Consider the following 23,442-nt stretch of genomic DNA (forward strand, 5'->3'; position numbering starts at 1 on the left):
AATCCGATTTCGGGCGAGTGGTGAATCAAGGACACAACGATGGAATCCTTACCGATCATTTCCATGGCGGGGTTGTTGAGCGAACAGCCGGCGGAGCGTCAGGCCACGGCCAACGAACTGGGCCGCGCCTGCCGGGATATCGGTTTTTTCTACCTGGTGGATCATGGGATTCCGGACTCCGTGTTCGAGGCATTGTTCGAGGACGCCTCGGCTTTCTTCTCACTGCCGTCCGACCGCAAGGAGGCACTCTCCATCAAACGCTCCCCGCATAATCGCGGCTACGTGGCGATCCAGGACGAAAAACTCAACCCGGTTTCCGGCGCCGACAGCAAGGAAGCGTTCAACATCGGCCATGACCTGCCGGCGGACCACCCCGACGTGCTCAATAACAAGCCCTTCCGCGGCGTGAATTACTGGCCGGATCTACCCGGCTGGCGTGAGCGGACCCTGGACTATTACCACCGCTGCCTGAACGTGGCCCGCACCCTGCATCGAGGTTTCGCCCTGGATATGGGCGCCCCTGAAGATTTCTTCGAGTCCCGCCTGATCGAGCCCATCGCCACCCTGCGCATGCTGCGCTACCCGGCCGCCCAGGGTGACCCGCGAAGGGCGGACGGCGCCGCAGGCACTCACACCGACTACGGCAACGTCACGCTATTGAAAACCGATGGCGTCCCCGGTCTGGAGGTGCGCACCAAGGATGGCCAGTGGATTGATGCCCCCAGTTTTCCCGGCGCTTTTGTCTGCAACATCGGCGACTGCCTGATGCGCTGGAGCAACGACCTTTACCAGTCCACGCCTCATCGGGTACGCACCCCGAAAGCGGAGCGCTACTCCGTGGCGTTTTTCATGGAAGCGGATCCGGACGCCATGGTCGATCCTCGCGATCTGTTCCCCGACCAGCAGCCACACTACCCGCCGGTCAGCTGTAGCGACTATCTGGCGCAACGACTCAACGCCACCTACGACTTCCGCGCCGAACCGCGCCAGGCCAATCGTTAACTAAGCCATAACGAATTGTTGATACACACCAAGGCAGGGAACGTACTTGAGCAACGGGTTATGAGTTCCCTGATGGCTCAATCTCTTCACCGAACATGATTCGATGCCCCTCGGGCGTCGCCACGCCGAACTCACGCAAACCCCAGGGCTTATCGGATATTGCCTGGAAAATTTCGGCACCACGCTGCTGGTAGTCTCGGTAAATCTCGTCTATGCCCTCACAGTTTACATAGGCGAAGTACGAGTGCTCATGCGTATCACTGGCTGGAAGCTCGTCCGGGCAGTGCCCCAACATCACGTGAAAATCACCAAGACTCAAGAACGACCAACCGTCCACACGGAACCGGGCGGAAAACCCCAGTTTGTCGAGAAAGTAGCTTTCAGTCTTCTCAAGATCCTTGACCGCCAAAACATGCTGGGTGGCTTTTACTGCAAACACGGATGCCCCCGTTCAAAAGAGTGAATACTCAATAACCACTATTGGAATGCCGGACCGAGCATCCAATCAACTCACCGGCTTCGGAAGGCAAAACAAAACCATAAAAGTCAACAAGTTACAAACCTCGATCTGAAATCTACCCCCGCTTCTCTTGCCACAACAAAACACATCGCAACCACCACGCCGTGCCAAACCCTGAACAGCAATGCACAATATTGGTGCAATAACATGATATCGCCCCAAAATAGCCCATAAAATTCCTAAAAATACCTATAAATCAGCACTTTATTCTTGTATACAAAAATGGCATTCTGGCCAGAATTTCCTCGAAGGGAAATCAGGAGCCGCGCCCGGGAAGCAACCGGCCGGCGCAGATCAAATCGTCTGGGGATGATCGTGGAGCTTTTGAGTGGTCACAGTGTCGGATGGCTGGCCGGGCTGGTGGTCGCCCTGCTAGCCACCGGCATCATCGCCGGCCTGCTGGCCGGTCTGTTGGGGGTGGGTGGCGGCATCGTGGTGGTGCCGGTGCTGTACCACCTTTTCACGCTGCTGGGCGTGGACGAGTCGGTGAAAATGCACGTGGCGGTGGGCACCTCCCTGGCCACCATTATTCCAGCCTCGATCATGTCGTCCCGGGCCCACGCCAAGAAGGGAAACCTGGACGTCTCCCTGTTACGTACCTGGGGGCCCGCCTTGTTGGTAGGCGTATTGATCGGCATCGCCATCAGCGGCTATCTGCGTGGCACCACTCTGACCGCGATCTTCGCCGTGGTCGCTCTGCTGGTGGCCGCCAACATGGCGTTCCGCAGCAAGGGTCTGGCGCTGACCGACGCCCTGCCGCCGACCCCGTTCAAGCAGATCATCGGCACCCTGGTGGGCGGTTTCTCCACTCTCATGGGGATCGGCGGCGGCACGCTGAGCGTACCGCTGCTGACCGCCTTCGGTTATCCGATCCACCGCGCGGTGGGCACCGCCGCCGCCATCGGCATGGTGATCAGCCTGCCCGGCGCCATTGGTTTTCTGATCAATGGTCTTGGCGTGCCCAATCGCCCGCCGCTGAGCCTCGGCTACATCAATCTGGCCGGTCTGGCGCTGATCGTGCCAATGACCATGATGATGGCGCCAATCGGCGCGCGCATTGCCCACGCGGTGAACGCCAATCGGTTACGGCAGGTTTTCGCCTTTTTCCTTTTCCTGACTTCACTACGCATGCTGTACGGTTTGCTGTAACCGCCACGGCCTGGAGAACACGACATGTTGACGACCAAACGCGCGCTCGGCGGTGTCATGGTGGCACCCCATCATCTGGCCGCCCAAGCCGGCCGGGACGTGCTCCGCGAAGGCGGTAACGCCGCCGAAGCCATGGTGGCGGCGGCGGCGGCCATTGCCGTGGTGTACCCGCATATGAACGCCATCGGCGGCGACGGTTTCTGGATCCTGGGCGCTCCCGGCGAGGAACCGGTGGCGATCGAAGCCTGCGGAACCGCTGCCGCCGCCGCGGATGTCGACTACTACCGGGAACGCGGCCACGACAGCATCCCCACCCGCGGCCCGTTGGCGGCGCTCACCGTGGCCGGCACCGTCGGCGGCTGGGGTCAGGCCATGAACGTGGCGCGCCAATGGGGGGGCAAGCTGCCACTCTCACGCTTGCTGGAAGACGGCCAACGCCATGCCCGGGACGGCGTGGCGGTGACCCGCAGTCAGGAACAACTGACCCGGCAGAAGCTGCCGGAGCTGGCCTCCGTTTCCGGCTTCGCCGACACCTTCCTGGATCAGGGTCGGGTGCCGGTGGAAGGTGCCATTCTGCGACAGCCGCGACTGGCCGCCACCCTGGAACGCATCGGGCGGGCCGGCACCGAGGATTTTTACCGGGGCGAGCTGGCCACCGCCATGGCCGAGGATCTGGCCCGGGCCGGCAGTCCGCTCACCCGCGAGGATCTGGCCGGCTATCAGGCGCGGACGTTACCGCCGCTGTCGGTGCGCCTGCGGGGCAGCACGCTGTATAACCAGCCGCCGCCCACCCAGGGCATGGCCTCGTTGATGATTCTCGGCCTGTTCGACCGGCTCGGGGTAACGGACGGCGAAGGTTTCGATCACCTGCACGGGCTGGTGGAGGCCACCAAACAGGCATTCCTGGTACGCGACCAGTATTGCACCGACCCGGCCTATATGAGCGAGGATCCGGCCCGTTTCCTCAGCCAATCGGATCTGGCCGAGCGGGTGCAACGCATCGACCGCCGGAGCGCGCTGCCCTGGCCATACCCGGCGCAACCCGGCGACACCATCTGGATGGGCTGTATCGACCGTGAAGGCCGCTGCGCCAGTTTCATCCAGAGCATTTACTGGGAATTTGGTGCCGGCATCGTGCTGCCCGGCACCGGAGTACTGTGGCAAAACCGGGGCATCAGTTTCTCCCTGGATGAAGCCGCTCTGCATACCCTGAAGCCAGGGCGTAAACCGTTCCATACCCTGAACCCGGCCATGGCCCGCTTCGACGACGGCCGCACCATGGTGTACGGCACCATGGGGGGCGAGGGCCAACCCCAGACCCAGGCGGCGGTATTCAGCCGTTACGCCCTGTTCAATCAGCCCTTGCAACAAGCCGTGACCGCGCCACGCTGGCTGCTCGGTCGAACCTGGGGGGAACAAAGCACCAGCCTGAAACTGGAAGCGCGTTTTGACCCCGCCCTGGTGCAACAACTGCGCGACGCCGGCCATCAGGTGGAAGTGTTGGGCGAGGACTTCAGCGATACCATGGGCCACGCCGGCGCCGTGGTGCGTCATCCCAACGGCCTGCTTGAAGGCGCCGCCGACCCGCGCAGCGACGGCATCGTCGCGACGCTCTGAACGCCATCCCTTTTTGTAACCCTCTCGGGCGCCGCCAGGCGCCCTTTTTTCATCATCACGGTTTGGGGTGCCTCCATCAGAGACGCGGATCTGTACGGGGATGTATTCACGGCGTTCCCGCAAAAGCGTAACGCTGCTTCGCTGTCCACGATGGAAGCAAAAGGCCCACACCAGGCCCGCTTGCCCCATTTCTGTATACATCCACGCCCCTCTGCCCCTTTACGGGGCCCCACTTCTCCCCACTGCCTCGCAAATCCGCATTTTTCCAGCACCGAAGGTTGGCACGAACACTGCTCCGTCTGCTTTGGACGTCCCAAGGTTCTCAAGGAGCACACCAATGCAAAACCTTCCCAGCCGCCAACATTGGAGGGGCCGGCGGTGATACTGGAAAACGGCTTTCTCGATTTCGACCCGGTGCACCTCGACGCCACCGGAGAGGGCCCGCTGCAAGGCCTGACTTTCGCCGTCAAGGACGTGTTCGACATAGCCGGCACCGTTACCGGCATCGGCCAGCCGAGCTGGCGCGCCAGCCAGCCGCCAGCGCGACACACCTCTCCGATGATCGAAAACCTGCTGGCGGCGGGCGCGGAACTGATCGGCAAGACCCACACCGACGAGCTGACTTACAGCCTGGCGGGCCAGAACGCGCACTATGGCACGCCACCCAATCCGGCGGTGCCGGGCGCGGTGCCGGGCGGCTCCTCCAGCGGCTCCGCCTCGGTGGTGGCCGCCGCGCTGGTGGACTTCGCGCTGGGCAGCGACACCGGCGGTTCGGTGCGGGTGCCCGCCAGTTACTGCGGCATCCATGGCCTGCGTCCCACCCATGGCGTGGTGGACTACCGTCACTGCGCCCATCTGGCGGAGAGTTTCGATACCCTTGGCTGGTTCGCCCGGGACGCCCGGCTCATGGCCCGCATTGGCCGGATTCTGCTGCCCGCCGGCGACCGGCCCGCGCCGCGCCGTTTACTGCTGGTGGAGGAGGCACTGGCGCAATCCGATGCCGACGTCGTATCGCAACTGGAAGCGCGGGTCGGCAACGGCCTGCCCGGCGTGACCTTTGGCGGCAGCATCAGTGTTGGCAACCTGGACACCTACTTCAACGCGTTCCGGCCACTGCAAGCTTACGAAGCCTGGGCCCGCTTCGGCTCCTGGATCGAAGCCGAGCAACCGGTATTCGGCCCCGGCGTGAAGGAGCGCTTCGAGGCGGCGTCCCGCATCACCACCGCCGAGGCCGAGGATGCCCGTGAACAATGCCAGGCTTTGCGGACCAGGATCCGCGCCCTGCTCGGTGAGGACACCCTGCTTTGCCTGCCCACCACGCCGACCTCGGCCCTGCCTTTGCAAGCCGACGAGGCCAGGGTGGAAGACATCCGCGGCCGCACCTTGCGGATGACGGCCCTGGCCGGCACCACCGGGCTGCCGCAATTGAGCTTGCCGCTGTTGCGTGACCGTGAAGGCCCGGTGGGTCTGTCATTGATCGGCCCGGCGGGCAGCGATCAACAGCTGCTTGATCTGGCGACCCGCCTGCCCGAATTCATCAGCACCTGACGCGCCGGCCCTGAAGAGTAATAATGTGGAGTACTAATAATGGCCCTGGAATTGGACCGACCGGACGTGGTGGCGGAAGTCAAAGCCGCGTTCCTGCGCTACGAGAAAGCGCTGGTCGAAAATGATGTGACCGTGCTGGACGAATTGTTCTGGAACGACGAACGTGTGGTGCGCTACGGTGCCGGCGAGAATCTCTACGGCTACCGGCAAATTGCCGCCTTCCGCGCGCAGCGGCCGTCCTCGGGATTGCAACGCCAGTTACATAACACCGTGATCACCGCCCATGGCAACGATCTGGCCACCGCCTGGACCGAGTTCCGCCGCCCGGGGAACCCGCGCATCGGTCGCCAGAGTCAGGTCTGGGCCCGCCGTCCGGAGGGATGGCGGGTAGTGGCCGCCCATGTGTCGTTCATGGAGGAGTAAGCGTCATGACACAACAGACTGTGCTCAGTGCCGCCGGCGAGGATGACCGTCCGCTGGCGGAGCAGGTCCGGCGCGCCCTGTCCGATGAGATTCTCGGCGGCCTGCTGCCGCCGGGCACGCGTCTGGACGAGATTGCCCTGGCCCGCCGCTTCAACGTTTCACGTACTCCGGTACGCGAGGCCTTGCGGGAAATGGCCTCCGCCGGGCTGGTCGAACACCAGCACCGGCGCGGCGTGTTCGTCATCGAAGTGCCGGAGCAGCGGCTCAGCGAAATGTTCGAATACGCGGCGGAAATGGAAGCGGCCTGCGCGCGCATGGCGGCGCTCAATATGACCCGCGCGGAACGGGAGGACCTGCTCGCCAGCCACCTGGACAGCCATACCCATGTGGCCGACGGCGACGTGGACGCCTACGACGCGGCCAACCTGAGCTTCCATGAGAAGCTGTTTCGCGGCTGCCATAACAGCTACTTATATGAAACCGCCATGGCCGCCCGTTCCCGGGTGCTGGCTTACCGCCGTGCGCAATTCAGAGTGGGGGAACGTCTGGCCGCGTCCTTCACCGAGCACAGCGACATCGTCATGGCCATCGTGCGCGGTGAAAGCGAGCGGGCCGCGCAGTTGATCCGGGATCACGTTTTGCACGCCCACCGTACTTCACAGGATTATCTGGAGACCCGCGGCGCTACGGAGACCACCCCGGTCAGCCATCCGGAGAATCACTCTTCCGGATAAAGCGCCCGCACGAAACGCAGGTCGTAGGCTTTCTGATAGTCCAGGTCATCCGGCAAAGTACCGGCATCGACCATCTGCCGATAAAACTCCCCCCAGCGCCGGTCGCTCATGATGCCGTACCGGCCACCCTTGGCATCACCAGACAGCAGGATCCCCTCGCTTTGCATTTTATCGATGCTGTAAGCGATCAGTGCGTCTTCCATCTGCGGGTTATCCGCCTTGATCAAGCTGTTCGCCGGCCGCGGATCCTCAAAGTAGGCTTTCCAGCCTTCCGCGGTGGCCGCCACCATCGCCTGAACCACCGCGGGGTGCTTCTCGATCATCTCGCGGGTGGTGTCGAGTGTCGCCGAGTAGGCCTCCCAACCGGCGTCCGCCAGCAACAAACTTTTTGCCGCCACGTTTTCTTTCCGCAGAAAGTAGCCGTCGTTGGTGATGTAGCCCTGCTGCGCGACCTTCGGATCCGTAATGAAGGGCCCGATGGTGTAGTCGTAGGGCCGCAGTTGATCATCGGTAAAACCGTATTTGGCCTTGAGCCAGGGCCAGTACGCCACCCGGCCGGCGGTGGGAATGCGGAGCCCCGCGCCTTTCAGATCGGCGATAGTGTGGTAACCCTGCCCTTCATGCACCATCAGGGATTGCGGATCCTTCTGGAAAAACGCGGCCACCGTCACCAGCGGCAGTCCCTGCTTCACCGCATTGAAGGACTGCAGACTGTAGCCCATGCTGAAATCGGTGACGCCACCGACCAGCAGTTGCACGTTATTGACCTGCGGGCCGCCCATTTTTATGGTCACATCCAGGCCGTGCTTTTGGTACAACCCCATGGCCTTGGCGGCGTAGAGACCACCGTGCTCAGCCTGGGCATACCAGGTGGTGGAAACCGTCACCGGGGTCAACTCCTCCGCCAGCGCCGTCACCGACAGGCACCAGCCCGCCAGTGCCAGAGCACCATCGAGCCACCATCGTCGTTTCAATATCGGCTGTTTCAGGGTCCGTCGTTTCAGCGTCGACATGCTATTACCCTCATTTAATCGTTCGAGCCCGGTACAGGCATGCGGAATCGGTGAATCTCCTCCAGCGCGGCAACCCAGCCTTCCACCAAAGAGGCCAGGACCGTCTCCCCCTCTTCACGGCTGGAGCCCTCCGGGTCCCCGACCACGCCGCTGGCACTGAGATCGTGGGTCAACCAGGCGAAACGGAAACGCCCTTCCGGAGTGAGCAGGCCATGATGATGCGGACAGGGATACTCCCCCACCGCCCGGTCCAGATGAACATGATCCGGCGTCAACGCCAGCATCAAACTGGTTTCCGCGCGGCCGGCATGAATCCCCTCGGCCTTTTCACGCTCGGATAGAAATTCCCCGGCCCGATTCGGCACCCCCCAAGTGAATACGGGAAACAAACAGAAATCCGGATACTCAGCGCGCAGATCACGGGCCACTATTTCCACCACCTGAGGCTGACCGCCGTGTCCGTTGACCAGAACCAGCTTGCGGAACCCCATGCGGTACACACTCTCGCCGATATCCCAAAGTACCCGCAGCAAGGTGTCGGCCTTGAGAATCACCGTTCCAGAGAATTGAATGTGCTCGTTGGATTTACCGCACCATACCGGCGGTAACGCGAACGCCGGCACCGACTCCGGCAACGCCGCCAGCGCCTTGCCGCTTACCTCGGTGGCAATGGCGGTGTCAGTGCAAATGGGCAGATGCGGACCATGCTGCTCGATGGCGCCAATCGGCAATACGATCACGGTGTTGGCCTTGTCCGGCAACGCCTCGATCTCCGGCGCGGTCAGGTAAGGCAAAAAACGGTGGGGTGGCACGCAGCCGTTCAGTTGACTCATGCCGCCGCTCCTTTTTCATCCCAGCTGCGCATCTTGCCAGGGTTCAGCAGCCCGGCCGGATCCAGCCGCTGTTTCATTGCCAGCTGTCCAGGATCCACGCTGAGCTTGCCACCATCCTCAAGAATATAAGTGTGCGGGTTGCTGACATGGACACCGTTATCCCGGTGATACTGAATGATCTCGTTAAGGCGCTCCTCGGAGGTATAGCGGATCACCTGCAAGCCACTACAAGTGACCGCGCCATCCGCCTTGAGGAATTCCAGATGCATCATCACTTCGTTACCGAAGTGCCGGTACATCTGCTCCACCTTTTCCACGTTTTCCCAAGGCCGGAAGCCACTCTGCAGGTAAGTGATATCCTTGTGCTTGCGCAGGATGTGCAGCGTGGTGTGATTCCAGGTGTGCTCCACCAGACTTTTGGCGGTGCCGTAGACCTCGGCGTTATCTTGCTGACGCTCGATGCGGCCGTTGAAGTTCGCGGCGATTTCCTCCACCGCCTCCATGGCGGCGCGGTTCACCAGACACAATACGGCGGTGCGCCCTTCACCCACGTCCTTGCCCAGACCGCACATTTTCGGCAGCGGATCCGCCAGCAGGGTCAACAGCTTTTTAATGACGCCGGTGGCCCGCCCCAGTGTCTGGCAAAAACGCACGCCCTCCATGAAGGAGGGAAAGCTGAGCACGGCCTCCTGCCAGTTCATCGCCGGTGTCAGCGCGAACTCCAGCTCGGTGATCACCCCGTTGACGCCATAGGCGTGGTACAGGTCGCGGGCCTCGGCGGAGCGGAATTCGCTGACTTCCGGTTGCTCGGCCAGGCTCATGGCCCGCACCCCCAGAACATTCCCGGGGTCGCCGATGGAACCGTAGGTGATCGAGCCGATACCGCCAAAGCCGCCGCAAAAGAAACCACCGGCGGTGGCCAACCGATAGGTGGATGGCAGTAAACGCAACTCCCAGCCTTTTTCCCTGGCCGCGTTGTCGATATCCACCAGCCGGGCGCCGGCCTGGACCCGCGCCACGCCATCGGCGATCCACAGCACCTTGTTCAGTCCGCTCATGTCCATCAGCACACCGCCACGTAACGGCGTGCACTGACCGTAGTTGCCGGTACCGCTGCCACGCAGTGTCAGCGGCACCCGGTGGCGATAGCAGGCAGCAGCCACCCGGCGCACTTGCTCCTCACTGGTGGGGCGCACAATCGCGTCCGCCCGTTTGCCCTCCAACGCCTCGGTCAGAACCGGACTGAACCAGGAGAAGTCTTTGGAGTAGCGCTGCAAGGCGGTACTGTCGGTGATCAGTTCCAGATCACCCAGATCCGCCGCCAGCCGCTGCATCGTGTTTTGGTCCATTGCATGGCTCCCTATGGAATCGGTCATTGCTCTACCTTGAGAGCGCTTTCATGCCAGTTGCGCAGCACCCGGTCGGACAGCCACACCATCAGCGCGAACAACAGAATGCCGGTGACGGTGATCAGGCCCAGAGCGGCGAACATGCGAGGAATATTCAGGTTGTAGCCGGCCTGCAGAATCAAATAGGCAAGCCCGGCCTGGCTGCCGCCGGTGCCGGCCACGAACTCCGCCACCACCGCGCCGATCAGCGCCAGACCGGTACTGATACGCATGCCGCCAAAAAAGTACGGCAGGGCGCTGGGTATGCGCAGTCGGATCAGCTGCTGCCAGCGTCCGGTCCGATACATGCGAAACATACTCATCAGATTGGGATCCACGCTGCGCAGCCCCAGCGTGGTATTGGAAATGATCGGAAAGATCGCGATGATCACCGCGCACACGGTGAGTGCCCAAGTGGTGTCCTTGACCCAGATAATGATCAGCGGCGCGATGGCGACGATCGGTGTCACCTGCATCAGCACCGCATAGGGGAACAGACTCACCTCGATCCAGCGGCTCTGCACGAACAGCAGGGAAGCGGCGGTGCCTAGCACCACGGCGATAACGAATGCCAGCAACGTCACCTTCAACGTCATCATCAGACTGTGGAACAACACTGCCCAGTCCGTGACGAAGGATTTGGCGATGGCCACCGGTCCGGGCAGGATGTACACCGGCAACTCGGCGGCACGCACCGCCAGCTCCCAGAAACACAGGAACACCACACCCACGAATAAAGGCGCGGCGATCTGAACGAACCGTTCATTCTGCAATAGAGGCTGTTTCATCAGTGGTCCTCCTCACCTTGAGCGCTGGCCTTTTCCAACGCCAGGGACACCCGCCGGCAGTAATTGGCGAACTCGGTGGACACGCGGAACTCGGCGCCACGCGGATAGGGCGCGTCGATCCTGACGTCCTCCACCACCCGGCCCGGACGCGCCGCCATTACCACCACCCGGTTGGAGAGATACACCGCCTCGTAAACGCTGTGCGTCACGAACACCACGGTCCAGCCTTTCTCTTTCCACAGACGCAGAACATCGTCGTTGAGCCGGTTGCGGGTCATCTCATCGAGAGCACCGAACGGCTCATCCATCAGCAGCAGGTTCGGCTCCGTGACCATGGCGCGGGCGATGGAAGCCCGCATCTGCATCCCCCCGGACAGCTCCCTCGGGTAAGCGTTGCCGAACTTGCTCAACCCCACCATTTCCAGCGCTTGATCGATGCGGGCTTCCGAGGCCTCGCCATGTTCATGGGCCAGATCCAGCGGCAGGCGTACATTCTTGCGTACCCGCGCCCATGGCATCAGCGTGGCGTTCTGGAATACAAACGCCAGCTTACGCCCCTTCTGGCCCACCACCTGATAATCCTGTTCCCACCACTTCACCGTGCCGGAAGAAGCCTCGCCGAGACCCGCCATCACCCGTAACAAGGTGGATTTACCGCAACCACTGGGTCCCAGCAGGCTGACGAATTCCCCTTCCCCGACGGTCAGATTCACTTCCTTCAGTGCCACGGTGCCGTTGCCGTAGACCTTGTCCACGCCAGCGACCTCCACCACCGGGCGGCCACCAAACGCCCGCGCCTGATCGTCCGTCTTCGTCGATGCCGTCATTGACACCACCACCTCATCACGAATCGCCTTGAGTTGTTTCACCATGAGTTTCCCTCCGGATTCGTCAGTCATTGTCCGTGGCGGATACCACGGGCAGCTCCAGCCAGCTTTCGCCGACATCGAGCCGCAAAGTCATGATCGGATAATCGCTGCAACGGATATCGCCCTGAACCCGGCCGGAGCCGTCATTGAGCGCATAACCGGGATAACAGGCGCCACTGATGCTCAGGCGCAAACACTGGCCGGTGGCGATGGTGGCGCATACCGCACGCATGGATACGGTCACCACCCCGCCAGCAACGCGCGCGTAGCCCTGGGTCAGGTTGCGGCTACGCCCTTCCGGATCCACCACGCCCAGCACCGCGCACAGATCAAAGCAGTCCACATCGGCGGCGCACGACAGCACCACGCGCACTTCGCCAGCCAGAGCCAGAGGCGCGGCCAGGGCAGTAGTGGTGTAGGTAAGCACATCCGGGCGGGCATCCAGCGCGGTACGGTCCTGAATGCCCGGAGACGGCGGCAAGTGCCCCCCGTATGTCGGCACCGGTCGCCAGGGATCGTGCACCCAAACGTCTTCCGCCGGTTCCCCCTCACCGGGCCTGTCGCGCAGCAAGCCGCCGTGAGGATCAATACCCGCCCGGCCGTTGCTGGCCAGATACCATTTTCCCGCTTGCCGCCGTGGCCAGGCCGGAAACGCCTTCCAATCGCTCTCGCCCAGGTCATACAGGGAAACCGGCGGCTCCGCCGTCACGCCGTTGTTTTCGCCTTTGAGGAAAAAGTCGAACCAGCGCAATTGCAGATCGTCTACTGGGGAGCAGGCGCTGTCGCCCAACCAACGCTGCCCCACCTGGGGAATCCAGGGCAGATGCCCCCAAGGGCCCACCAGCAGCCGCTGCGGCTGTCGGCCTTTCTGGAAATGCCGATAGGCGGCGAGGGTGCCGGTGAGGAAGCTGTCGTACCAGCCCCCCACATGCAAAGCCGGGATATCGACACCGTCGAGCATGGTGCCCGGAGAGCGTCGCCGCCAATAATCACTGCCTGGTGGTTGGTCCAGCCAGTCGCCGTAGAACGTATCGGCAAGCGTTTCACGCAAGGCCGGTGCCGCCGGATCGACCAGTTGTACCGGGGAAGGAGCATGCCCGATGCCATAACAGGCGCTGAAGCCGTCGGCATCACCCCGCCGCCGTGCGCTCTCGGCACCCAGTTGCGCCGCCCAGCTCAGGGTGTTGTACAGTCGCAACGCGCCGCTTTCATAGGCCCAGTCCCGATCCAGATGAAAGGCGCACATGGCTGGCGCCATCACCTTCAATGCCGGGTGCCGGCTGGCGGCGGCGAACAGTTGGGTGGCGCCGTGGTAGGAAAACCCGTACATGCCCACGCACCCATTACCGCCGGGCAGCCGTGATACCCATTCCAAGGTGTCCTCGCCATCGTCCCGCTCATGGATGAACGGCTCGAACTCCCCTTCGGATGTACCCCTGCCACGCACGTCCTGAATCACCACCAGATAGCCACGGGCGGCATACCAGCTCGGGTGGGCATAGGTCACGGTGGAGGCGATACGGCGGCCGTACGGCTGGCGCATTAGCAACACCGGGAAGGGCCCCTGCCCGTCCGGGCTGTAGACATCGGCGTCCAGACGAACCCCATCACGGGTTCGCATGCTCATTACCGTGGGCGGAATGGCGCTCATGACGACGCCCCCTTGAGCACACACATGTCGTCGTCATCGAGCACGTCGGGGACACCGGAGCGTATCAATCTGGAAAAATTTTCGTCCGGCACCATCACGGTAAGTGTATAAAAACGGCCCTTGCCGACATTTTCCACCACATGCTCGGAGCCGGCGCGCACTACCAGAGCGTCCCCTTTTCTCAATGTCACCCATTGGTCGTCGCAACGGGCGCGCCCTTCCCCTTCCAATACAAAAAAGAACTCGTCCGCTTCCTTATGGGTGTTTGGTGGCGTGGTGCCGCCCTCATCGAAAATTTCCACACAGGCGATGAATCCCAGACCGTCGCCGGGCCCATCGCAGATCACCACCAGTCGGTTACTCTCCCCTTCCTTGATACGAAAAGCTTCAAACTGCTCGGGATGCTTGAACAGCGGCATCATGGTTGTGTTTCCTCCAAAGCCCGGCATACGTCGCTGGCCTGGGCGGTAAATCCAAATATCTGCCGCGCGTTGTACAAGGTGGCCTCCCAACAGAACGCCGGCGAGGTAGTGGCGCAGCAGTCTTCCAGGAAGATCGTGTCGTAACCGAGAAAGTTGGCGTCCGCCAGGGTATGCAATACACATTGGTCGGCGTTGACGCCGGCGAACAGGCAGGTAGTGATGCCCAGGTTGCGAAGGATCGAGTCCAGCGGCGTGTCCCAGAATCCACTCATGCGGAATTTGGCCACCTGGATGTCGGTCTGGTCCACGGCCAGTTCATCGACGACGGCAGCGCCCCAGCTTCCGGACTGCAGCGCCGCGGCGCCGGTGGCCGGAACAGTATCGCCAAGCCCGACACCGTTACCTGATCCGTTGTAAACGTGCAGCAGAGCCGGACTTATGTTGCCGAGGTCAGGGCGGTTTCCCCAGTTAACCCAGACCACCGGCATGCCCGCGCGCCGGAAACAAGGCAGCGCCGCTCGCAATGGCTCGATCGGCGCCCGCGCCGGCCGGTAGTCCACGCCGATGTGATCCAGCCATCCACCGGCGCTACAAAAATCGTTCTGCATGTCCACCACCAGCAACGCGGTCCGGGACACATCCAGAGTAAGGTTCTTGGGCCGCGCCGCTATGGTCAGCGGACGGACACGATGACCCGCGCGGCTCAGATCCGCGTGATCATCACTCACCCGCCAGCGGTTCCAGGGCTTGGCCTTGGCCGGCAGAGGATGAAGAGCATCCGATTGAGTCATGACACGACCTCGCATTCGCTGTTGAAAAAGAGCTCGCCTTGGGGCCACGATGCAGAGGGGCAACGAAGCCCCAAGACGAGACGCTCAAGGCGATCAGAAGCGGAACTGGGCCCCCACGCCGTAACTATCGGCATCGCCAATGATCTCAACGTCGTCATGCATGAAGACGGCATACAGGTCCAACTGCTTGGCCAGCGGATAGCTGTAAGCCACGGACCAGGTGTCGCGCTCCGTCTCCCAGGCTCCGGTGAAATCGGAGTAACCGTAGGAACCGAGCACCGAACCACCACCCGCCGGCACCGCGAAGCTGAAGACATAGGTATCGGTGTCCACGTCACCATTGAGGGTATCGGTGGCCAGGTTCTGGTACTGGGCAAACAGTTTGAAGATGTCGAAGTCGTAGGCGACCCCGACCATCACTGCATCCTGATCGGTGGCGTCCGGAATGGCGCCGTACTCGCCGGCACTGACATCACCGACGGCAAGAGCGCCCTGTTTGACACTGTGCGCGGCGACGGTGGCCATGAACTTGCCATTGCGGTAAACCGCGTTACCGCCGACTTTGTTCTCGCCGTGTTCGTCTTCTTCTTCACCGAAGGCATACATAAGAGTGGCGGTCAGACCGCCCATCTCCGGAGTGGTGTAGGCCAGGGAGTTACTCCAGCCAGAGTCCCCCATGATCGGTCCGTAGTTACCCCCCTGGAAGGAATGCAGGATGGAGGGAGAAAAGGTGAAGGAGCCTCCCAGCGAGTTGCTGAACACCACTGGCAGGTAGTACGGCGCGGTGTTTCGTCCGGCCTTGAGAGTACCGAAATCGCCGGTGGCGCCTATATAAGCACTGCGAGCAAAGAATTCGTCACCACCATAGCGTCCGTCTTCGGCGTTATCCGGGCGGAAAAACATCTCGGCGGCGGCGATACCGGTAATCCCCGGCGTCAAATCCATACTGGCTTTGAAACCCAGGAACGAGGTGGCCATTCCCCCCGCGTCCATCTTGAGAGTGTCATCCCCCGTGGTTTTGTTACCCGCGCTACCCGCCCAGAGATCGAGCAGACCATAGAACGAGACTTTCGCCTCGGCGGACACTGGCCCGGCGGCGGACATCAGCGCGGCGGCACCCAGAACGATTGCAGCTTGCTTCTTCAGTTTCACGTCTATTCCTCGTTAAATCAGCCAGGACATACCCGCCACTCATGAGGCCGGTGGGCATCCGGTGATCCCGAAGGTTTCACCGTTCCCGTGACCGCACCTGCCTCCCTATGGCTGGTGTCCGATACCTAAAATGCTCTTCGTTCCCCTAGAGCAATGTGCCGGCCCCTCAACACAACGGCGCCGAACCCCGTTCACATGCGCAACCGAATCGGTCTTGCATACAGAACAGCGAAAACCTTTCAAAATGCATGCCACAAGGATTTAACGAGAAAAAACAACAGCTTATTCAAATTCTATTTTTTTCTTTTTTATTAACCTGACGGGAAAAACCAAAGACGCGCTCTAAAAGGGCAAGGCGCCGATTATTTCGCCCCACCATAGGGCTTTTTCATTTCCTTTCGCGCCCACAACCGATACCTTTTTTAGTTCGCCGTGCATACAAAAAGGCATCGTTACTTCCGTCAACCGCCAGAGCCCTCATGAATCTTTCAGCTTTTTTCCAGCCCAAAAAAAACCGGGGCATACCCCGGTTAAAGAAAATAAGGCAGTGTAAAGACTACTGAAACGTAACCGCCCGCGTTTCGTGATCCTCTATTAAGGCCTGAATCATGCGCCGCATCACCAGTCCCGGCTTGTCCGACACCATGTGCCGCTCATCACGAGGGTCCAGAGGCACATCCGCGTCGGTGCTTTCAAGCACGTGCTTATCCTCCAGAGTCACCTTGCGATCAAACGCCAGGATCGCGGCTTCATCAATACCGGTTCCATCATCTTCCTGAAAACAAAACTGCACCACCTGTGAACGGTTATGGGCCAGCGGTACCTGGCAATTGATGATCACGTGGGCGGGACCGTCGGCATAGTTGATACGCAACCGGCAAATAAAGGGGGCATACCAACTGCAATCCAGGAAGCGCTCATTATTGCGATCCTGGGCGTGATGGGCCTGCTTGACCCCCAATCGGCCGGTATAGTGAAAACCACCGGGAAACTCTTCGATCTTCGCGTCCTCGGCCACCAGATGTTCGGGGCTGCCGAAGGTGCCCAGATGCACGTAACTGGGGTGAGCCATGTCCAGCTCGTTCTCCATCACCCGCAGACCGGAAACCCGCCACTCCTCATAAAACTCGTGGATCAGGACAAAGCTATCGTCCACCGCCTCGGGGAAATCCGGAATGTCGAACAAGGGCTGCTCCAGCGCCACCCAGGCGTAGCCGTATTTTTCCCGGCAGGAGAACGCTTTGACCCGGCGTTTCGGCCCCGGATCACGATCCGGCATCTGCGGCACCAGAACACATTGTCCTTCCCGGTTGTAGCGCCAGCCGTGATAAGGACAGGCAATGGCATTGTCACAAACTTCGCCAAGGGACAAGCGGGCGGTACGATGACAGCACCGGTCTTCCAGTGCCGCCGGAACGCCGTCGTCATCGAGAAACAATGCCAGCGCCTGGCCGAGCAACTCGAACCTTCGTGGCCCCTGTTTCAGTTCCGACATCGGCATAACGGGGTACCAGAACCGGCGAAATACCGCGTGCTCCATAACATTCACGGGGATATCTCCTTTACATCAACGGTCAGTGGGCCGGTTCCGCTCCGGTCCCTGTTCGGCGGGCGGAACGTCAGGCCGAGCAGGAACGAAGCCACCGTGGCCAGCAGTAAAAAGATCAGCGCCGCGGAAAAGCCAAAGCCACCCCGCAACACCCCGAACAACAAAGGTCCGAACGACCCCATCAGCATGCCGAACCCCAGCACCATGGCGGAAAGCCGGCCAGCTTCCGTCGGCGTATGGGCGTAATCGAGCGGCAGTGTCAACGCGAGGGGAAAGGAGCCACCCAACCCGAACCCGGCCAGCACCACCCAACTGGCGCCGCCCCAGGTTGGCGCCCAACATAAACCAGCCAGTCCCAGAGACAGCAGAGCCAAAGTCAGTGCCAAGGCCGGCCTCCGGTCCGGTTGCAACTGCGCCACGGGCGGCACCAGCAAAGCGCCAGCGATTTGCGCCGCGGTATAGGCCACCAACATGGCGCCACCCTGTTCCTGAGTCAGGCCAAGAGCCATATAGAGCGGCACCAGCCACGCTAGTAACGTCATGTAGGCCAGTGAACCGGTTCCCAGAAATAACGCCATTCGCCACCCAAGAGCACTGCGCCAGGGTACGCCGGCCGGGCCGTCTTCGGTGAATACCCTAAGGCGGCCGGGCCACAGCAGCGCCGCCAGCAAGGCGGGCAATGCCCAGATCGCCAGCGACGCCTGCCAGGAACCCAGGGTGCTGATCGCCAGAGGCGCGGCGAGGGCCCCAAGGGCCGCGCCCAGATTCATGGCAGTGGTATAGCCCCCCATCATCAACGCCGCCCGGGAAGGGAAATAGCGTTTGATCACCACGGGGATCAGTACCTGGCCACAGGCAATCCCCAATCCCGCCAGTGCCGTCGCCAAAGCCAGCATCGGCAACCAGTCACCAGCCCAGCGCAGGACACAGCCCACCGCGATCAGCAACAACGCCAGGCGCATACCGGCACCGACACCGAGCCGGGTGATCACCCAACCACCGGCCAGGGAGACCAGCCCCATGCAAAGTGTAGGGATCGCCGCCAGGGCACCGATCAGAGTGCTGGACAATCCCAGGTCCACCCGGATCAATTCCAGATTGGTTCCGAGCGTGGTCAGCAACGGGCGCAGATTGAGGCCCGCCAGCAGCACCATCAGCACCAGCCACCACAGCGCCGGAGGTCTTATCGGAGGCGCTTGCGGCATCCGCTTCATCAATGCAACTCCGCCGTGGCCCTGGCGGCCTGCTCCCGCAACGCCTCCATATCCAGGCCCGGAATAACCCCGTTCTCCACCACCGGTTTTCCGTTCACCAACAGGTAGCGCAACGATGCGGTTCCCCCGGCGCACACCGGAGCCACCGCCACATCGTGCACGCCGAAGTAGCGGGGCTGGTCCAGATCGTAAATCGCCAGATCCGCGGCACTGCCGACACTCAAAGTGCCGATGCCGTCCAGTCCCAGCACCCGGGCCCCGCCTCGCGTGCCCCATTCGATCACTTCTTCGGCGGTGACAGCGTCGGCGCCTCCCTGGGCGCGGTGCACCATCCAGGCCAGATGCGCTTCCTGGATCATGTCGGCGGCCTCATTGGAGGCAGCGCCATCCACCGCCAGCGATACCGGAATACCCAGGCGCGACATCTCCGGAGCACGGGCGATACCGCTGCCCAGCCGGCAGTTGCTTTGCGGGCAATGGGCAATCCCTGTGCCGGTTTGCAGCAACAACGGCAGTTCATCGTCCGCCACATGAACCATATGGGCGAACCACACGTCCTCTCCAAGCCATTCGTTCTCGGCGCAGAATTGCACCGGCGTCATGCCGTGTACTTCCCGGCAGTAGGTAACGTAGTCCCGAGTCTCCGACAGATGACTGTGCAGCCGAACCCCCATGGATCGGGCGGCCCGGGCCAACTCCCTGAGCACCGCGGGATTCACCGAAAAGGTCGGCGTGGTCGGCGCCATCACCACCTGCCGCATGGGGTTGGCCCCCACCTGGTGATAGCGTTCGCGCAGCCGCTGCACATCGTTGATGATGTCGTCGACACTCTCCGATTCCAGATTGTTGGGATAGCCCGGGTGCCGCCCTTTCTCCGTGGCGCCGCCACGGCACAATACGAATCGCAATCCCAAACGGTCCGCCACCTCGAACAGCACATCCCCCATCTCACTGTCGAGGCCGGCGTAGTAAATGTAATGGTGGTCGGCACAGGTGGAGGTGCCGGAGAGTAACAGTTCCGCCAACCCCACCATCGCCGCGGTTTCCAGATGATGGTCACGGATACGGGTGAGGCGCGGATAAGGCACCGCGCCGAGCCAGCCGAACAGCGGTTCGTTGATACCTTCCGGCACCGCTTTCAGCAGACTCTGGAACAGGTGGTGATGGGTGTTGACCCAACCCGGATAGACCACGCAGCCGCGCGCTTCGATTACCCGTTCATCGGCGGCGGGGATCAACCCCGCCGTCATCTCGTGAATCACACCGTCACGGATACGCAGGTCCACCGCTCCCGCCCGGGCCTGATCCCCGGGCAGTCCGGTCATCACCGCTTCGGCGCCACGAATCAGCAGGTCGCTCATGAGGCCTTTTCCTTCATCGGAATGCGGGCCCCAGAAATGCGTGCTTCTTCCTCTCCAAAGCGGGCCAGCAACGCCAACAGCATTTTGCGCATCACCATGCCCGGCTGATCGGAAGGCATATGACGTTCCTCGCCACTGGCGGTATCCAGAGGCGCGTCGTATTCGGTGCTTTCCAGAACCCTTTTGTCCTCTTCGGTCACCTGACGATCGAAAGCGATGATCTGCTCCGCCGGCGCGTCCGCCTCGGAGTCGCTGCGATAAGCCCACTGACAGATCATGGAGTGCTCATCGTCGATTGGCGTGGCGTAGGTGATGATCGCGTGCACCAGCCCGTTGGGGTAACGGATATTGAGCTTGCGACCGAACGGCATGAACCAGTTGCTGGTCATGTGCCGCTCGGTGGTATCGCTGTCCATCTTCAACAGCTTTTTCTGCAACGGCGGGTTGTTCACCGGCGCCACGGTTTCAAAGCGAAAGCCAAAGTCCTCCTCGACGATGTTGAGCTTGGCCGGGATCGGCTTGTCGAACTGGCCGAAGCTCTCCCGATGCACGAAGCTGAAGTGAGCATTGTCGAAGGAATTCTCCATCAAACGCAGGCCGGCGGTGCGCCAGACTTCATAAAACTGATGGATCACGCGGTAACCGGGCTCGTCCGCCTCTGGCATGTGAGGAATATCGGTTAGCGGATCACCGAGGCACACCCACACGTAGCCGTAACGAGCCTCGGCGTTGAAGGCACGGACCTTGGCACGGCCGGCCGGGCGATCAGGCGTCTGCGGAATACGGACACAGCCGCCACCGCCGTCATAGGTCCAACCGTGATAGGGGCAAACAATGTTGTCGCCCTCCACCCAGCCCAGGGATAAACGCGCGGTACGGTGCGCGCAGCGGTCCTCAGCGGCGTGCGGTTTGCCTTCGGAATCGAGCCACAGCACCAGCTCTTCGTTCATCAGCCGGAAGGGCTTGGGGCCATCGTCAAGTTGTTCCAGTGGCATCACCGGATACCAAAAACGACGCAGTACGGGTTGTTGAGTTGCAAGCATGGCCAGTCTCTCCAGTTGGGGCCCGCTCCACGTCCGGTAGCACTGCCGTAACGGCAGCGGGCCCAGGCGAGGCAGCCCCCGCCCATTACCCCAGGGCCGGCTTGTCCTCTGATCAGGGTGGCGAGAGTCGTGCACCGCTTTGCGCCTCGCCACCATGGACACAAAGCGGTATACCGTTATCGAAAGAAATGTATGCAGTTACCGTGCCATCGGAACCCGGTTATGGCATCACCGGCGGGCTCGGCAGGAATTCCAGGCTATAAGCCTGTTTATAGTCCATATCCTCCGGTACCAACCCGGCCTTCGCCATGAAGTCGAAGGTGGCTTTCCAGCGTTCATCCGTCATCACTCCGAGCCCTTTGGTGGCGGCGTCACCACCGGCCACCAGGCCATACTCCTTGATCTTGCCAATGCCAAAGGCGATCTGGGCATCGGTCATCTCCGGGTTATCCTTCTTGATCAGGGCATTGGCCGGCGCCGGATTTTCAAAGTAACTTTTCCAGCCCTCCATGGACGCCTGCACGAACTTACGCACCACTTCCGGGTTGCTTTCAATCATCTCCCGAGTGGTTTCGATGGTCTGAGCGTAGGGAGGATAGCCGTAGTCGGCGAACAGGAAGATGGATGGCTTGACGCCGCCCTGCTCCATGGCGAATGGCTCGGAAGTGACATAGCCCTGTTGCACCACACTCTTATCCGCCAGGAATGGCGCGACACTGAACGTATAGGGGCGGATCATATCGTCGGAAAATCCGAACCGTTGCTTCAACCAGGGCCAGAATGTCTGTTGCGCGCCGGAGAAGACGTACACCGGCTGCCCCTTTATCTCCTCCAGAGACTTGACGTGAGGGTGCGCCAACAAGGCCTGTGGATCGCTTTGGAACGGCGCCGCCACGGTCACCACGGGCATGTTTTGATTCACCGAATTGAGGTTGCGGATCGGATACCCCATGGTGAAATCCTGCCGCCCGGCAAGAAGGAGCTGCAGATTGTTCACCTGAGGCCCGCCCATTGTGATGGTCACATCGAGTCCGTACTTCTCATATATTCCGGTGGCCTTGGCCTGGTAGAAGCCACCATGTTCCGCCTGGGCGAACCAGTTGGTGCCAAAAGTGATCTTGGTCAGCGGCTGCTGCGCCACCGCCACAGCCGGAATCAATAAAGCGCAGCACAGCAAAAACCCGCGCAGATGTTCAGCCGGAAAGCCCGTCCAGGCCTTAAGGGAAAATGCCATCATCGTTCTCCTTTTCACCAACAGAGGCAGGTGTCCTAGGGAAGTACCGGTGTTTGCGGCAGAAATTCCAGGGTGTAAGCCTTGTGGTAATCCACGTCGGCACCGACCAGGCCCGCTTCCACCATGAAGTCGAACGTCTTCTTCCAGCGTTCATCGCTCATGTAACCAATGCCCTTCTCCCCCGCATCCCCGCCGGTGACGATGCCGAATTCCTTCAACTTCTCGATACCGAAAGCCAGTTGTTCATCGGTCATTTGCGGATTGTCTTTCTTGATCAGGGCATTACCTGCTTGCGGGTCCTGCAGGTAACTCTTCCAGCCTTCCAGGGTGGCCTGGACAAATCGGCGCACCACATCCGGCTTTTCCTCGACCAGATCCCCGCGGGTTTCCAATGTCGCCGCATAGGGCGGATAACCATGATCCGCGAACAGGAAAATATTCGGTTTGACGCCACCCTTTTCCGCGGCGAAAGGCTCGGAGCTGATATACGCCTGCTGCACCAGCTCTTTGTCGGCCAGGAAGGGACCCAGACTGAAGGTATAGGGCTTGGCTTGGTCGTCGGTGAAACCGTATTCAGCTTTCAGCCAGGGCCAGTAGGTGGTGCGCGCCGAAGTGGATATCAGCACGGTGTGCCCTTTAACGTCTTCCAGCGATGCCACCTGCGGATGGGCGATCAGTCCCTGGGGGTCCTTTTGAAAGGTCGCCGCCACGGTCACTACCGGGAGCCCCTCCTTCACCGCATTGATGTTGCGGATCGGATACCCCATGGTGAAGTCGTACTGCCCAGCCACCAGCAATTGCAGGCCATTCACTTGGGGCCCACCCATTTTGATGTTCACGTCGAGACCGTACTTCTTGTAAATCCCCGTGGCTTTGGCCTGATAAAATCCGCCGTGCTCCGCCTGCGCGTACCAGCTGGTGCCTATGGTCACCTTGTCGTCGGCTTGAACACCGCCCGCGACGCTCCCCACAATCGCCGCCATGACCACCCCCAGGCCAGTGCGACGATATCCGAACAGATGCTTTAAAAAACCGAATGACATGATTTCAGACTCCACAAAAAAGTGTTGATCGGCCCTCGGCTTTGTATGCAAGCAACCTTCGTGCCGCCTTTTTGCGGCCACAAAAAGAAGCATGAGGC

The 23,442-nt window shown here is 61.3% G+C and carries 22 protein-coding genes; 6 read left to right on the forward strand and 16 right to left on the reverse strand.

All coding sequences use genetic code 11. The annotated features are described in order from the left end of the window. The first annotated feature begins 39 nt into the window (after positions 1-39). A complete protein-coding gene (locus CRO06_RS13615; RefSeq protein ID WP_097058657.1) occupies positions 40-1,002 on the forward strand; it encodes an isopenicillin N synthase family dioxygenase in 963 nt (320 codons plus the stop codon). A 58-nt stretch (positions 1,003-1,060) separates the two neighbouring features. Here CRO06_RS13615 and CRO06_RS13620 read toward each other — a convergent pair whose 3' ends face one another. After that, positions 1,061-1,441, reverse strand: coding sequence for a VOC family protein (locus CRO06_RS13620; RefSeq protein ID WP_097058658.1), 381 nt, complete (start codon positions 1,439-1,441; stop codon positions 1,061-1,063). 390 nt (positions 1,442-1,831) lie between these two features. Between CRO06_RS13620 and CRO06_RS13625 the strand changes: the two genes are divergently transcribed. The 5 genes from CRO06_RS13625 (at position 1,832) to CRO06_RS13645 (ending at position 6,993) form a co-directional block, all read left to right on the forward strand. Next, positions 1,832-2,671, forward strand: a complete 840-nt coding sequence (locus CRO06_RS13625) for a sulfite exporter TauE/SafE family protein (RefSeq protein WP_231504660.1) — start codon at positions 1,832-1,834, stop codon at positions 2,669-2,671. A gap of 24 nt (positions 2,672-2,695) precedes the next feature. Continuing rightward, entirely contained in the window at positions 2,696-4,288 is a 1,593-nt protein-coding gene (locus CRO06_RS13630; RefSeq protein ID WP_097058659.1) for a gamma-glutamyltransferase family protein, read from the forward strand. Positions 4,289-4,666: 378 nt separating this feature from the next. Next, complete coding sequence (locus tag CRO06_RS13635) at positions 4,667-5,836, forward strand: amidase (RefSeq protein ID WP_179746605.1); 1,170 nt, start codon at positions 4,667-4,669, stop codon at positions 5,834-5,836. 39 nt (positions 5,837-5,875) lie between these two features. Further along, positions 5,876-6,259 (forward strand): oxalurate catabolism protein HpxZ, encoded by a 384-nt coding sequence (gene hpxZ, locus CRO06_RS13640; protein WP_022993587.1) that lies wholly within the window; start codon positions 5,876-5,878, stop codon positions 6,257-6,259. 5 nt (positions 6,260-6,264) lie between these two features. Next, positions 6,265-6,993, forward strand: a complete 729-nt coding sequence (locus tag CRO06_RS13645) for a GntR family transcriptional regulator (RefSeq protein ID WP_051414069.1) — start codon at positions 6,265-6,267, stop codon at positions 6,991-6,993. Here CRO06_RS13645 and CRO06_RS13650 read toward each other — a convergent pair. The 15 genes from CRO06_RS13650 to CRO06_RS13720 form a co-directional block, all read right to left on the reverse strand. After that, positions 6,978-8,006 (reverse strand): ABC transporter substrate-binding protein, encoded by a 1,029-nt coding sequence (locus CRO06_RS13650; RefSeq protein ID WP_097058661.1) that lies wholly within the window; start codon positions 8,004-8,006, stop codon positions 6,978-6,980. The two genes, CRO06_RS13645 and CRO06_RS13650, sit on opposite strands and share 16 nt — an antisense overlap. Before the next feature lie 14 nt (positions 8,007-8,020). Then, complete coding sequence (locus tag CRO06_RS13655; RefSeq protein ID WP_097058662.1) at positions 8,021-8,839, reverse strand: creatininase family protein; 819 nt, start codon at positions 8,837-8,839, stop codon at positions 8,021-8,023. Further along, entirely contained in the window at positions 8,836-10,188 is a 1,353-nt protein-coding gene (locus tag CRO06_RS13660; protein ID WP_097058663.1) for an FAD-binding oxidoreductase, read from the reverse strand. Before CRO06_RS13660 ends, CRO06_RS13655 begins: the two co-directional genes overlap by 4 nt. 23 nt (positions 10,189-10,211) lie before the next feature. Then, positions 10,212-11,015 (reverse strand): ABC transporter permease, encoded by an 804-nt coding sequence (locus CRO06_RS13665; RefSeq protein ID WP_022993592.1) that lies wholly within the window; start codon positions 11,013-11,015, stop codon positions 10,212-10,214. Beyond that, on the reverse strand, positions 11,015-11,887 hold the full coding sequence (locus tag CRO06_RS13670) for an ABC transporter ATP-binding protein (RefSeq protein ID WP_022993593.1): 873 nt from the start codon (positions 11,885-11,887) through the stop codon (positions 11,015-11,017). Before CRO06_RS13670 ends, CRO06_RS13665 begins: the two co-directional genes overlap by 1 nt. Before the next feature lie 19 nt (positions 11,888-11,906). Continuing rightward, positions 11,907-13,535 (reverse strand): CocE/NonD family hydrolase, encoded by a 1,629-nt coding sequence (locus CRO06_RS13675; protein ID WP_097058664.1) that lies wholly within the window; start codon positions 13,533-13,535, stop codon positions 11,907-11,909. Continuing rightward, positions 13,532-13,957 (reverse strand): cupin domain-containing protein, encoded by a 426-nt coding sequence (locus tag CRO06_RS13680; RefSeq protein WP_055099502.1) that lies wholly within the window; start codon positions 13,955-13,957, stop codon positions 13,532-13,534. The genes CRO06_RS13675 and CRO06_RS13680 overlap by 4 nt, the downstream gene beginning before the upstream one ends. Then, the gene (locus CRO06_RS13685) at positions 13,954-14,748 is read right to left on the reverse strand and encodes a cysteine hydrolase family protein (RefSeq protein ID WP_097058665.1); all 795 of its coding nucleotides are present in this window, start codon (positions 14,746-14,748) and stop codon (positions 13,954-13,956) included. The genes CRO06_RS13680 and CRO06_RS13685 overlap by 4 nt, the downstream gene beginning before the upstream one ends. A gap of 93 nt (positions 14,749-14,841) precedes the next feature. After that, on the reverse strand, positions 14,842-15,900 hold the full coding sequence (locus tag CRO06_RS13690) for a porin (protein ID WP_055099504.1): 1,059 nt from the start codon (positions 15,898-15,900) through the stop codon (positions 14,842-14,844). Positions 15,901-16,456: 556 nt separating this feature from the next. After that, a complete protein-coding gene (locus CRO06_RS13695) occupies positions 16,457-17,440 on the reverse strand; it encodes a Rieske 2Fe-2S domain-containing protein (protein ID WP_022993598.1) in 984 nt (327 codons plus the stop codon). 5 nt (positions 17,441-17,445) lie between these two features. Continuing rightward, positions 17,446-18,663, reverse strand: coding sequence for an MFS transporter (locus CRO06_RS13700; protein ID WP_097058666.1), 1,218 nt, complete (start codon positions 18,661-18,663; stop codon positions 17,446-17,448). Continuing rightward, positions 18,663-20,024, reverse strand: a complete 1,362-nt coding sequence (locus CRO06_RS13705; protein WP_097058667.1) for an amidohydrolase family protein — start codon at positions 20,022-20,024, stop codon at positions 18,663-18,665. Before CRO06_RS13705 ends, CRO06_RS13700 begins: the two co-directional genes overlap by 1 nt. Then, on the reverse strand, positions 20,021-21,067 hold the full coding sequence (locus CRO06_RS13710) for an aromatic ring-hydroxylating dioxygenase subunit alpha (RefSeq protein ID WP_022993601.1): 1,047 nt from the start codon (positions 21,065-21,067) through the stop codon (positions 20,021-20,023). The genes CRO06_RS13705 and CRO06_RS13710 overlap by 4 nt, the downstream gene beginning before the upstream one ends. Positions 21,068-21,287: 220 nt before the next feature. Continuing rightward, a complete protein-coding gene (locus CRO06_RS13715; protein ID WP_244902834.1) occupies positions 21,288-22,301 on the reverse strand; it encodes an ABC transporter substrate-binding protein in 1,014 nt (337 codons plus the stop codon). A 35-nt stretch (positions 22,302-22,336) separates the two neighbouring features. Continuing rightward, positions 22,337-23,437: an ABC transporter substrate-binding protein gene (locus CRO06_RS13720; protein WP_244902835.1), complete on the reverse strand. Its 1,101-nt coding sequence runs from the start codon at positions 23,435-23,437 to the stop codon at positions 22,337-22,339. Positions 23,438-23,442: the final 5 nt, after the last annotated feature.

The organism is Alloalcanivorax xenomutans, assembly GCF_900217905.1.
GTDB lineage: Bacteria > Pseudomonadota > Gammaproteobacteria > Pseudomonadales > Alcanivoracaceae > Alloalcanivorax > Alloalcanivorax xenomutans.

Excerpts from the sequence above, each read along its gene's own strand:
- CRO06_RS13655 (WP_097058662.1), bottom strand. The coding sequence starts at position 8,839 with ATGAGTCAACTGAACGGCTGCGTGCCACCCCACCGTTTTTTGCCTTAC.
- CRO06_RS13670 (WP_022993593.1), bottom strand. The coding sequence starts at position 11,887 with ATGGTGAAACAACTCAAGGCGATTCGTGATGAGGTGGTGGTGTCAATG.
- CRO06_RS13695 (WP_022993598.1), bottom strand. The coding sequence starts at position 17,440 with ATGGAGCACGCGGTATTTCGCCGGTTCTGGTACCCCGTTATGCCGATG.
- CRO06_RS13650 (WP_097058661.1), bottom strand. The coding sequence starts at position 8,006 with ATGTCGACGCTGAAACGACGGACCCTGAAACAGCCGATATTGAAACGA.
- CRO06_RS13705 (WP_097058667.1), bottom strand. The coding sequence starts at position 20,024 with ATGAGCGACCTGCTGATTCGTGGCGCCGAAGCGGTGATGACCGGACTG.
- CRO06_RS13715 (WP_244902834.1), bottom strand. The coding sequence starts at position 22,301 with ATGGCATTTTCCCTTAAGGCCTGGACGGGCTTTCCGGCTGAACATCTG.
- CRO06_RS13700 (WP_097058666.1), bottom strand. The coding sequence starts at position 18,663 with ATGAAGCGGATGCCGCAAGCGCCTCCGATAAGACCTCCGGCGCTGTGG.
- CRO06_RS13660 (WP_097058663.1), bottom strand. The coding sequence starts at position 10,188 with ATGGACCAAAACACGATGCAGCGGCTGGCGGCGGATCTGGGTGATCTG.
- CRO06_RS13630 (WP_097058659.1), top strand. The coding sequence starts at position 2,696 with ATGTTGACGACCAAACGCGCGCTCGGCGGTGTCATGGTGGCACCCCAT.
- CRO06_RS13665 (WP_022993592.1), bottom strand. The coding sequence starts at position 11,015 with ATGAAACAGCCTCTATTGCAGAATGAACGGTTCGTTCAGATCGCCGCG.
- hpxZ (WP_022993587.1), top strand. The coding sequence starts at position 5,876 with ATGGCCCTGGAATTGGACCGACCGGACGTGGTGGCGGAAGTCAAAGCC.
- CRO06_RS13645 (WP_051414069.1), top strand. The coding sequence starts at position 6,265 with ATGACACAACAGACTGTGCTCAGTGCCGCCGGCGAGGATGACCGTCCG.
- CRO06_RS13625 (WP_231504660.1), top strand. The coding sequence starts at position 1,832 with ATGATCGTGGAGCTTTTGAGTGGTCACAGTGTCGGATGGCTGGCCGGG.
- CRO06_RS13615 (WP_097058657.1), top strand. The coding sequence starts at position 40 with ATGGAATCCTTACCGATCATTTCCATGGCGGGGTTGTTGAGCGAACAG.
- CRO06_RS13710 (WP_022993601.1), bottom strand. The coding sequence starts at position 21,067 with ATGCTTGCAACTCAACAACCCGTACTGCGTCGTTTTTGGTATCCGGTG.
- CRO06_RS13675 (WP_097058664.1), bottom strand. The coding sequence starts at position 13,535 with ATGAGCGCCATTCCGCCCACGGTAATGAGCATGCGAACCCGTGATGGG.
- CRO06_RS13685 (WP_097058665.1), bottom strand. The coding sequence starts at position 14,748 with ATGACTCAATCGGATGCTCTTCATCCTCTGCCGGCCAAGGCCAAGCCC.
- CRO06_RS13680 (WP_055099502.1), bottom strand. The coding sequence starts at position 13,957 with ATGATGCCGCTGTTCAAGCATCCCGAGCAGTTTGAAGCTTTTCGTATC.
- CRO06_RS13720 (WP_244902835.1), bottom strand. The coding sequence starts at position 23,437 with ATGCTTCTTTTTGTGGCCGCAAAAAGGCGGCACGAAGGTTGCTTGCAT.